Origin of the sequence: Microbacterium sp. NPDC089698 (assembly GCF_044749045.1) — a bacterium.
Taxonomy (GTDB): domain Bacteria; phylum Actinomycetota; class Actinomycetes; order Actinomycetales; family Microbacteriaceae; genus Microbacterium.
Genome location: NZ_JBIVHE010000007.1, coordinates 285573 through 296283 on the forward strand (window position 1 = coordinate 285573; position 10711 = coordinate 296283).

Consider the following 10711-nt stretch of genomic DNA (forward strand, 5'->3'; position numbering starts at 1 on the left):
ACCGGCGCGGGCGAGCCCGGACGGTTCCTGGCTAGACTGACCGGCAGTGACACGGGGTGCCGCATCCGCGGCTGAGAACACACCCGTCGAACCTGATCTAGGTCGTACTAGCGAAGGGATGTCGCGATGAGCGCGCGTCTGGAAATGTCGTCCGAATCCGTGGTGGAATCCGCCGCGGACCTTCTCGCCGAGCTGCGGGCGGAGCCGCCGCTCGTGCACTGCATCACGAACTCGGTCGTCACCGGGTTCACCGCCAATGTTCTGCTCGCGCTCGGCGCGGCACCCGCGATGGTGGACATCACGGGCGAGGCCGGCATGTTCGCCGGGGTCTCGTCCGGACTGCTGGTGAACCTCGGCACGCCCACCCCCGAGCAGCGCTCGGCGAGCCTCGAGGCCGTCGGCGGCGCCCGCACGGCCGGCACGCCGTGGGTGCTGGATCCGGTCGCGGTCGGCGCACTGCCGGTGCGCACCGCGCTGGCGCAGGATCTGCTCGCGCTGCGCCCCACGGTCATCCGTGGCAACGCCTCCGAGATCCTCGCCCTCGCCGGTCGCAGCCAGGGCGGGCGCGGTGTGGATGCACTGGACGCCACCGAGGCCGCGGCCGACGCGGCCCGCGAGCTGGCCCGGACCACCGGGGGAGCGGTGGCGGTGTCCGGCCCGGTCGACCTTCTCGTCGACGCCGGCCACGAGATCCGCATCGCGAACGGCGACGCCCTGCTGACGCGCGTCACCGGCGGCGGCTGCGCGCTCGGCGCCGTGATGGCGGCGTTCCTCGGCACCGCACGACGGACCGGCGACAGCCCGCTGGTCGCGGCCGCCGCGGCGACGCTCGTCTACACGCTCGCCGCCGAGGACGCCGCGGTGCGGTCCGAGGGTCCGGGATCCTTCGCGGTCGCCCTGCTCGACGCGCTCGCCGCGATCCGGCCGGATGCGCTCCCGGCCCGCGCCCGCGTCGCCGCAGGCAGGTCCGAGACGGCAGGGGTCGCGGCATGACGCTGACCGACCTCGCCCCCGGCTCCCGTGCCGCGGTCGCGCCGCGGCAGGTCGCCCGGAGAAGGCTGAAGACCGACGACCTCGCCCTCTACCTCGTCACGGATCCCGTGCTGAGCGGAGCACGCGGGATCGCTGCGGTGGTCGACGCGGCGGTCGCCGGCGGCGTGCGGATCGTGCAGCTGCGCGACAAGGACGCCGACGACGCGTCGATCGTGGAGCAGCTCGTGGCGCTCTCCGAGGTCATCGCGGGACGGGCGCTGCTGGTCGTCGACGATCGCCTCGACGCCGTCGTGGCGGCGCGGCACCGCGGCGCCCGCGTCGACGGGATCCACCTCGGCCAGTCCGACGCCTCCCCGCTCCTGGCGCGCTCGGTGCTCGGCCCGGACGCGATCGTGGGTCTCACCGCCAACACGCCCGCCCACCTCGACGCCGTGCGGGCGCTCCCTTCCGGAACCGTGGACTACCTCGGGGTGGGCGTGATCCATCCCACGAGCACCAAGGCCGACCACCCCGTGCCGCTCGGCGTGGCGGGCTTCGCGGCGTTCGCCGCCGCGAGCCCGCTGCCGTGCGTCGCGATCGGCGGCATCGAGCGGACCGACGTGGCCGCGCTCCGCGCCGCGGGAGCGGCCGGTGTCGCGGTCGTGTCCGCGCTGTGCGCGGCGCCGGATCCCCGTGTCGCCGCGCGCAAGCTGCTCCGCGCCTGGGGCGCGGGCGGGGTGCCGCGCGTGCTCTCGATCGCCGGCAGCGACCCGTCCGGCGGGGCGGGGATCCAGGCCGACCTCAAGGCCATCGCGGCGAACGGCGGCTACGGCATGGCGGCGATCACGGCGCTCACCGCGCAGAACACCCGCGGCGTCAGGGGCGTTCACGTCCCGCCCGCCGCGTTCCTCCGCGCCCAACTGGACGCGATCAGCGACGACGTGCGGATCGACGCCGTCAAGATCGGCATGCTCGCCGGATCCGCGGTGATCGACGAGGTCGGATCCTGGCTGCGGGAGCACCGGCCGCCCACGGTCGTCCTGGATCCGGTCATGGTCGCCACGAGCGGCGACAGGCTGCTGGACGCCGAGGCGGAGCACGCCCTGCGCGCCCTGCTGCCGCTGGCGGATCTCCTCACGCCGAACCTGCCCGAGCTGGCCGTCCTCGCGCGCGAGCCCGCGGCCACGAGCTGGGCCGGCGCCCTCGCCCAGGCGCAGCGGCTCTCGGCCGAGACCGGCGCCCTCGTGCTCGTGAAGGGCGGACATCTCGGGGGCGACGAGGCGCCGGACGCCCTCGTCGGTCCCTCCGGACCCGTGCGCGAGTATCCCGGATCCCGGATACGCACGGCCAGCACGCACGGCACCGGCTGCTCGCTGTCCGCCGGGCTCGCGACCCGCCGGGCGGCGGATCACGACTGGCGCGACGCGGTCGCCGAGGTGCGCTCGTGGCTGCGGGAGTCGATCGCCGCCGGCGCAGGACTGCAGGTCGGATCCGGCCATGGCCCCGTCAGCCACTTCGCCGGACTGTGGCGGCGGAGCGGCCTCGAGGCGGGCCCGGGCCGCGCGGCGATCGCCGCGGAGTGGTGGTCCTCGATCTCCGCGATCCGCACGGCGATCGACGACCTGCCGTTCCTGCGCCGTCTCGCCGACGGGAGCCTGCCGGAGGCCGCGTTCCGCTGGTACCTCGCGCAGGACGCCCTGTATCTGCGCGACTACGCGCGCACCCTCGCCGAGGCGGCGCGCATCGCACCGGACTCGGCGGAGCAGGCGTTCTGGGCGCACTCCGCCGAGCAGTCCGTGATCGGCGAGCTGCAGCTGCACGCGAGAGTGCTCTCGCCCGAGGGGGTCGGGACGGCGACGTTCCGCGCGGATCCCGCCCCCGCGACGACCGCCTACCTCGACCACCTGCGCGGTGCGGCGTTCGACGGCGACTACCGTGTGCTCATCGCCGCGCTGCTGCCGTGCTTCTGGATCTACGCCGACGTCGGCACGCGGCTGCACGCGCAGGCGGGCGGCGACCCCGCGCATCCGTTCGCATCCTGGCTGGACGAGTACGCGGATCCGCGCTTCGCCGAGGCGACCGAGGAGGCCGTCCGGATCGTCACGGCGCACGCCGCCGCCGCGGATCCCCGCACGCGCGAGCGCATGCGGATCGCGTTCCTCCGCTCGAGCGAGCACGAGCTCGCGTTCTTCGCCGCCGCCGTCCTCTGAGCGCCCTTCGTCTCGCCTTCGGCTCGCTCAGGGACCATCATCGGTTCCTGAGCGAGCGCAGCGAGACGAAGGACGATTTGGTCGAGGACGCCACCCCGCGATATCGTCGCCGCATGCTTCCGGCTCCGCACACGACCACCCCGAAGGGTGCTGCCGTGGTGCGTCGACGCCGTACGGGCGACCGCCGACTCTAGGCGATCCTGCGCTCCCGCGTCGACGACGGCGGGGTGCCGGTTCGCCGCCTCCGGCCCCGCATCCGCACTGCTGCCGCACGCCGCCTTCTTGGGCGTCGTCGGCAGGCCCGACCGTTAAGGTGGAAGCATGACGTATTCCGTCGCCGTCTCCGGCGCATCCGGTTATGCGGGCGGCGAGATCCTTCGCCTGCTCGCGAACCATCCCGACGTCGAGATCCGCACCGTCACGGCGCACTCGAACGCCGGCCAGAAGCTCTCCGAGCACCAGCCGCACCTGCGCTCCCTGGCGCACCTCACCCTCCAGGACACGACGCCGGAGATCCTCGCCGGGCACGACATCGTGTTCCTCGCGCTGCCGCACGGCCAGTCCGGGCAGTACACCGATGCTCTCGGCGAGGTCCCGCTCGTGATCGACGCGGGCGCCGATCACCGGCTCACCTCGCGGTCCGCGTGGGACGCGTTCTATGGCGGGGCGTTCCACGAGCCGTGGGCGTACGGCGTCCCCGAGCTGCTGGTCGGGGGTGCCTCGGGCGGCTCCGTGAAGCAGCGCGAGCACCTGCGCGGCGCCACCCGGATCGCGGCTCCCGGCTGCAACGCCTCCACGGTGAGCCTGAGCCTCGCCCCCGGCGTCGCGGCGGGCGTGATCGACCCCTCCGACATCGTGACGGTCCTCGCCGTCGGCCCCTCGGGGGCGGGCAAGAGCCTGAAACCGCACCTGCTGGGCAGCGAGATCCTCGGATCCGCCAACCCCTACGCGGTCGGCGGCACGCATCGGCACATCCCCGAGATCCGGCAGGCCCTCGCGGCAGCGTCCCGGGCCGGCTCGGGGACCGTGGATCCGGACGGCATCCGGATCTCGTTCACCCCGGTCATCGTGCCGATGGCGCGGGGGATCCTCGCGACCTCGACCGCCCCCATCGCCCCCGGCGCCACCGATTCGCAGATCCGCGACGCATGGCAGGCCGCCTACGGCGATGAGACCTTCGTGCAGCTGCTGCCGGAGGGATCCGTCCCGCGCACCGCCGACGTGCTGGGCGCCAACACGGCCCTCATCGGCCTCGCGATCGACCGCGCCGCGAACCGCGTCGTCGTCGTCACCGCCGTCGACAACCTCGTCAAGGGCACCGCGGGCGCCGCCATCCAGTCCATGAACATCGCGCTCGGCCTCACCGAGACCACGGCGCTCAGCATCAACGGAGTCGCCCCATGAGCGTGACCGCACCCCAGGGATTCGAGGCGGCCGGTGTCGTCGCAGGTCTCAAGTCCACCGGGAAGCCCGACGTGGCGCTGGTGGTGAACCGCGGCCCGCGCAAGGTCGGCGCCGCGGTCTTCACCAGCAACCGTGCCAAGGCCAATCCGATCATCTGGTCGCAGGAGGTGGTGAAGGACGGCGTCGTCGAGGCGGTCGTGCTGAACTCCGGCGGGGCGAACTGCTTCACGGGACCCTTCGGCTTCCAGACCAGCCACCTCACCGCGGAGCGTGCGGCGGAGCTCCTCGGCGTGAGCGCCGGGGACGTGGTGGTCTGCTCCACCGGTCTCATCGGCACGGGCGACGAGGTCTTCCGGGGCAAGGTGCTCGCAGGCGTCGAGGCCGGGGTCGCGCAGCTGAGCGCCGACGGCGGCGAGGCCGCGGCCGAGGCGATCATGACCACCGACACGGTCGCGAAGACCGTCTCGGTGAGCCGCGACGGCTGGACCATCGGCGGCATGGCGAAGGGCGCAGGCATGCTCGCCCCGGGGCTCGCCACGATGCTCGTGGTGCTCACGACCGACGCCGACCTCGAGGCGTCGGAGGCCCACGCCGTCCTGCGTCGCGCGACCGGCGCGACCTTCGACCGGCTCGACTCCGACGGGTGCATGTCGACCAACGACCAGGTGACCCTGCTCGCCAACGGCGCGAGCGGGATCCGCCCCGACCTCGACGCGTTCGCGGCGGCGCTCACCGAGGTCTCCGACGAACTGGCCCGCAAGCTGCAGGACGACGCCGAGGGCGCGAGCCACGCGATCTCGATCGAGGTCGTGCACGCGGCGGACGAGCGGGACGCGGTCGAGGTGGGCCGCTCGGTCGCGCGCAACAACCTCTTCAAGGCGGCGATCTTCGGCAACGATCCGAACTGGGGCCGAGTGCTCGCCGCGATCGGCACCACCCGCGCCGCCTTCGACCCCTATGACGTGGACGTGTGGATGAACGGCGTGCGGGTGTGCACCGCCGGCCGCCCCGATCGCCCGCGCGAGGAGGTCGACCTGACCCCGCGCGCGACGCATGTGCTGATCGACCTCAAAGTCGGCGACGCGGCGGCGACGATCCGCACGAACGACCTCACCCACGACTACGTGCACGAGAACAGCGCCTACGCCTCATGAGCGACCTTCAGGACACCGCGCCCGAGGAGGCGGCGCTCAAGGCGCAGACCCTCATCGACTCCCTGCCGTGGCTCAAGCGGTTCCGGGACCAGATCGTCGTCGTCAAGTACGGCGGGAACGCCATGATCTCGGACGAGCTGCAGGAGGCCTTCGCGCAGGACATCGCGTACCTGCGCTACGTCGGCGTGCAGCCCGTCGTGGTGCACGGCGGCGGCCCGCAGATCTCGAACATGCTCGACCGCCTGGCGATCCCGAGCGAGTTCAAGGGCGGCTACCGGGTCACCTCGACCGAGGCGATCAGCGTCGTGCGGATGGTGCTCACGGGGCACATCAACCCGCAGCTCGTGGCGAAGATCAACAGCCACGGCCCGATCGCGACCGGTCTCAGCGGTGAGGACGCCGGTCTGTTCGGCGGCCGCCGCCGCGGCGTGGTCGTGAACGGCGAGGAGGTGGATCTGGGCCGCGTCGGCGACGTCGTGCAGGTGGATCCGACTCCGGTGCTCGACCATCTCGCCGCGGGCCGGATCCCCGTGGTCTCCAGCATCGCGCCGGATCTGGATCACCCGGGCCAGTCGCTCAACGTGAACGCGGACGCGGCCGCCTCGGCCCTGGCCACCGCGCTCGGCGCGGTCAAGCTCGTGATCCTCACGGACGTCGCCGGTCTGTACGCGGACTGGCCCAACCGCGACTCCCTGGTCTCGCACCTCACCACGGGGGAGCTGAAGAAGCTCCTCCCGTCGCTCGAGTCAGGCATGATCCCGAAGATGACCGCGTGCCTGGAGGCCGTGGAATCGGGCGTGCACGCGGCGGCCATCATCGACGGACGGGTGCCGCACTCGGTGCTCGTCGAACTTTTCACCAGCAAGGGAATCGGAACGGAGGTGGTGGCGGGATGACGTCGCCGGCCGAGGGAACATGGCAGCAGAGCGCGGATCGCGACCTGATCCTGAATGCGGGGCCGCGGTTCGAACTGCTCGTCCGCGGTGAGGGGTCGCACCTGTGGGACGGCGAGGGGCGACGCTACCTCGACTTCCTCGCGGGGATCGCGGTCACCGCGCTCGGGCACGCCCACCCCGTCTTCGTCGAGGCGGTGTCCCGCCAGGCGGGCACGCTCGCGCATGTGTCGAACTACTTCGCCACGCCTCCGCAGCTCGAGCTCGCGGCGCGGCTGAAGCGCCTCGCCGGAACCGGGGACGAGGGACGCGTGTTCTTCGGCAACTCGGGGACCGAGGCCAACGAGGCCGCCTTCAAGCTCGCCCGCCTCCACGGCGGGGCCGAGCGCCCCCGGATCCTGTCCCTCGACAACGCGTTCCACGGCCGCACGATCGGCGCTCTCGCACTCACGGCGAAGGCGTCGATGCGCGATCCGTTCCAGCCGCTGCCGGGAGGCGTCGAGCACATCCCCGCCACGATCGAGGCGCTCGAGGCGGCGATGGACGACCGCGTCGCCGCGCTGTTCGTGGAGCCCATCCAGGGCGAGGCCGGTGTTCTCGAGCTGCCGGAGGGCTACCTCCGCGCGGCGCGCGAGCTCACCGCGAAGCACGGCGCCCTGCTCATCGTGGACGAGATCCAGACCGGCGCAGGACGCACCGGCGACTGGTTCGCCTTCCAGCACGAGGGCATCGTGCCCGACGCGATCACCCTGGCGAAGGGCATCGGCGGCGGCTTCCCGATCGGCGCGCTCGTCGCGTTCGGCGAGGCGGCCGCACTCCTGCAGCCCGGATCCCACGGGTCCACCTTCGGCGGCAACCCGCTCGCGACCGCCGTCAGCAACGCGGTGCTGGAGGAGATCGAGAAGTCCGGCCTCGTGCAGAACGCGCGGGATCGCGGCGTGCAGGTGCGCGAAGCCGTCGAGGGGATCGGATCCCGGCTCGTCACCGGTGTGCGCGGCCGCGGTCTGCTCATCGGCGTGGCGCTGGCCGCGCCTGTCGCCGGCGACGTCGTCGCCGCGGCGCAGCGCCTCGGGCTCGTCGTCAACGCCGCGAACCCGTCCTCGGTGCGGATCGCCCCCGCCCTCACGATCGGCGATGCCGAGATCGCCGAGTTCACCGAACTGTTCACGGCCGCCCTCGCCGAGGTCGCGGCCACCGCTCTCACGGAGACCCACGCATGACCCGCCACCTGCTGCGCGATGACGACCTGACCACGGCCGAGCAGACGGAGATCCTCGACCTCGCGCTCGAGCTGAAGAAGGACCGCTGGGCGGACAAGACCCTCGCCGGTCCGCAGACCGTCGCGGTGATCTTCGACAAGTCCTCCACCCGCACCCGCGTCTCGTTCGCGGTCGGGATCGCGGATCTCGGCGGATCCCCGCTGATCATCTCGACGGCGAACAGCCAGCTCGGCGGCAAGGAGACCCCGGCCGACACGGCGCGCGTGCTCGAGCGCCAGGTCGCCGCGATCGTGTGGCGCACCTACGCGCAGGCGGGGCTCGAGGAGATGGCGGCCGGCACCCGGGTGCCGGTGATCAACGCCCTGTCCGACGACTTCCACCCGTGCCAGCTGCTCGCCGACCTGCTCACGATCCGCGAGCACAAGGGAAACCTGAAGGGCCTCACGCTCTCGTTCTTCGGCGACGGGCGCAGCAACATGGCGCACTCCTACGTGCTCGCCGGCGTCACGGCCGGGATGCATGTGCGGGTCGCCTCTCCCGAGGCCTACGCCCCTCGCGCGGACGTCGTGGCCGACGCGCACCGCCGCGCCGCGGAGACCGGCGGATCCCTGACCCTGGTCTCGGATCCGGACGAGGCCGCGGCCGGTGCCGATGTGATCGTCACCGACACCTGGGTGTCGATGGGCAAGGAGGAGGAGAAGGCGCAGCGCCTTCGCGACCTCGGCGCCTACAAGGTCACGAGCGCGACCATGGCTCTCGCGGATGCCGAGGCGATCTTCATCCACTGCCTGCCCGCCGACCGCGGCTACGAGGTCGACTCCGAGGTCATCGACGGACCGCAGAGCGTCGTCTGGGACGAGGCGGAGAACCGCCTGCACGCCCAGAAGGCGCTGCTGGTCTGGCTCATCGGGAAGTCTTCGGGGCCGTCGAGCGAGGGAGCGAAGTGACCGAGACGAAACGCACCGCCGCGCACGGCACGAACCAGGGCGCGCTCTGGGGCGGCCGGTTCGCCGGAGGTCCGAGCCCGGAGCTCGCCGAGCTGAGCCGGTCGACGCAGTTCGACTGGATCCTCGCACCGTACGACATCGCCGGCTCGCACGCCCATGCGACAGCGCTCGAGGCGGCAGGCTACCTGGAGGCGGACGAGGCTCGGCGGATGCACGCCGGTCTCGACGCCCTCGCGGGCAGGATCGCCGACGGCACGCTGCTCCCGCAGCCGGCCGATGAGGACGTGCACGGCGCGCTCGAAGCAGCGCTCATCGCCGAGGTCGGCGCGGATCTGGGCGGGCGCCTGCGCGCCGGCCGCAGCCGCAACGACCAGATCGCGACCCTCGTGCGCATGTACCTGATCGACCACGCGCGGGTCATCGCGCGAGAGGTGCTCGGGCTCGTCGACGCCCTCGTCGCCCAGGCACAGGCGCATGACAGGGCGATCCTGCCGGGTCGCACGCACCTGCAGCACGCGCAGCCCGTGCTTCTCGCGCACCACCTGCAGGCGCACGCGTGGCCGTTGGTGCGCGATCTCGAACGTCTCGTCGACTGGCGCGCGCGGGCAGGCGTCTCGCCGTACGGCGGAGGAGCCCTGGCCGGATCCACGCTGGGGCTCGACCCGGCGCTGGTCGCCCGCGAGCTCGGTCTCGATCGTCCGGCGGAGAACTCGCTCGACGGCACCGCCTCGCGCGACGTGGTCGCGGAGTTCGCCTTCATCACCGCGATGATCGGCGTCAACCTGTCCCGCATCTCCGAGGAGATCATCCTCTGGAACACCCGCGAGTTCGGCTTCGTCACCCTCGACGACGGCTACTCCACCGGATCCAGCATCATGCCGCAGAAGAAGAACCCGGACATCGCCGAGCTCGCGCGCGGCAAGTCGGGGCGGCTCATCGGCAACCTGTCCGGTCTCATGGCGACGCTCAAGGGCCTGCCGCTCGCGTACAACCGCGATCTTCAGGAGGACAAGGAGCCGGTGTTCGACTCGGTCCGCACCCTCGAGGTCGTGCTGCCGGCGTTCACCGGGATGGTGGCGACGCTGCGGTTCGACACGGAGCGCATGGCGCAGCTCGCACCCCAGGGCTTCTCCCTCGCGACCGATGTCGCCGAGTGGCTGGTGAAGAACCGGGTTCCGTTCCGTGAGGCCCACGAGATCTCCGGATCCCTGGTGCGCGCGTGCGAGCAGCGGGGCATCGGCCTCGAGGATGCGGATGATGCGCTCCTCGCCGAGGTGTCGCCGCACCTGACTCCGGCCGTGCGCGAGGTGCTCACGATCGAGGGATCCGTCGCCAGCCGTGACGGCGTCGGGGGGACCGCCCCGGTGCGCGTCGCCGAGCAGCGCACCGAGCTCGTGGCACGGGCGCAGTCCGCGGCGCACGCCCTCGGGATGTGAACGAACCCTTCGCATCAGCAGCGCCGTAGACCGCTGAAACCCCTCTCCAGGCCCTGGCCGGGAGAGGGGTTTCGCCGTTCATCAGGTGTTTCATCCGTACTCGGCCATGCAGCACCACCCCGCGACACGCCCGGGGTGCGGCCAGGATTTGCCGGAACCCCAGGATCCGCGTAACTTATTACTTGTTCGCCCCAAGCGGTAGAGCGAAAGGCCGGAAGGTCTGACTCCCCAAGCGGCGAACGAATCCCGATCTCAACGAAGAACTTCCCTCGCGGAAGATCTTCGACTATGATTGGGAACTCCCACCTCAGGTTCGCCGCAAGGCGCAGCGAGGGGGAGTGAGATCAAGCCCTACTTGTGATGCCGCGAGGCTGAACTGTAGGAGCATCCGATCCTTGAGAACTCAACAGCGTGCACTTGTCAAATGCCAATTTATTCCTCGTCCAGCTTTCGGGCTGGTTGAGAAATTCCTTTG

At 71.9% G+C, this 10711-nt stretch carries 8 protein-coding genes and 1 riboswitch; all 8 genes read left to right on the forward strand.

Annotated features, from left to right (window positions below; all coding sequences use genetic code 11):
• The first annotated feature begins 42 nt into the window (after window positions 1–42).
• A riboswitch (TPP riboswitch) is annotated at window positions 43–136 on the forward strand.
• A complete protein-coding gene (thiM, locus tag ACIPY5_RS18270) occupies window positions 127–993 on the forward strand; it encodes a hydroxyethylthiazole kinase (RefSeq protein WP_400973251.1) in 867 nt (288 codons plus the stop codon). Its footprint overlaps the riboswitch before it by 10 nt.
• Window positions 990–3182: a bifunctional hydroxymethylpyrimidine kinase/phosphomethylpyrimidine kinase gene (locus ACIPY5_RS18275; RefSeq protein WP_400973254.1), complete on the forward strand. Its 2193-nt coding sequence runs from the start codon at window positions 990–992 to the stop codon at window positions 3180–3182. The genes thiM and ACIPY5_RS18275 overlap by 4 nt, the downstream gene beginning before the upstream one ends.
• 321 nt (window positions 3183–3503) lie before the next feature.
• Window positions 3504–4586 carry an N-acetyl-gamma-glutamyl-phosphate reductase gene (gene argC, locus ACIPY5_RS18280; protein ID WP_400973256.1) on the forward strand — a complete coding sequence of 361 codons (1083 nt, stop codon included), beginning with the start codon at window positions 3504–3506 and terminating at the stop codon, window positions 4584–4586.
• On the forward strand, window positions 4583–5740 hold the full coding sequence (gene argJ / locus ACIPY5_RS18285) for a bifunctional glutamate N-acetyltransferase/amino-acid acetyltransferase ArgJ (RefSeq protein ID WP_309337030.1): 1158 nt from the start codon (window positions 4583–4585) through the stop codon (window positions 5738–5740). The genes argC and argJ overlap by 4 nt, the downstream gene beginning before the upstream one ends.
• Entirely contained in the window at window positions 5737–6636 is a 900-nt protein-coding gene (gene argB, locus ACIPY5_RS18290) for an acetylglutamate kinase (RefSeq protein ID WP_309337033.1), read from the forward strand. Before argJ ends, argB begins: the two co-directional genes overlap by 4 nt.
• Window positions 6633–7853, forward strand: coding sequence for an acetylornithine transaminase (locus ACIPY5_RS18295; protein WP_400973260.1), 1221 nt, complete (start codon window positions 6633–6635; stop codon window positions 7851–7853). Before argB ends, ACIPY5_RS18295 begins: the two co-directional genes overlap by 4 nt.
• Window positions 7850–8800 (forward strand): ornithine carbamoyltransferase, encoded by a 951-nt coding sequence (argF, locus tag ACIPY5_RS18300; RefSeq protein ID WP_400973263.1) that lies wholly within the window; start codon window positions 7850–7852, stop codon window positions 8798–8800. Before ACIPY5_RS18295 ends, argF begins: the two co-directional genes overlap by 4 nt.
• Window positions 8797–10236, forward strand: a complete 1440-nt coding sequence (gene argH / locus ACIPY5_RS18305; protein ID WP_400973266.1) for an argininosuccinate lyase — start codon at window positions 8797–8799, stop codon at window positions 10234–10236. The genes argF and argH overlap by 4 nt, the downstream gene beginning before the upstream one ends.
• Window positions 10237–10711: the final 475 nt, after the last annotated feature.

Excerpts from the sequence above, each read along its gene's own strand:
- thiM (WP_400973251.1), top strand. The coding sequence starts at position 127 with ATGAGCGCGCGTCTGGAAATGTCGTCCGAATCCGTGGTGGAATCCGCC.
- ACIPY5_RS18275 (WP_400973254.1), top strand. The coding sequence starts at position 990 with ATGACGCTGACCGACCTCGCCCCCGGCTCCCGTGCCGCGGTCGCGCCG.
- argC (WP_400973256.1), top strand. The coding sequence starts at position 3,504 with ATGACGTATTCCGTCGCCGTCTCCGGCGCATCCGGTTATGCGGGCGGC.
- argJ (WP_309337030.1), top strand. The coding sequence starts at position 4,583 with ATGAGCGTGACCGCACCCCAGGGATTCGAGGCGGCCGGTGTCGTCGCA.
- argB (WP_309337033.1), top strand. The coding sequence starts at position 5,737 with ATGAGCGACCTTCAGGACACCGCGCCCGAGGAGGCGGCGCTCAAGGCG.
- ACIPY5_RS18295 (WP_400973260.1), top strand. The coding sequence starts at position 6,633 with ATGACGTCGCCGGCCGAGGGAACATGGCAGCAGAGCGCGGATCGCGAC.
- argF (WP_400973263.1), top strand. The coding sequence starts at position 7,850 with ATGACCCGCCACCTGCTGCGCGATGACGACCTGACCACGGCCGAGCAG.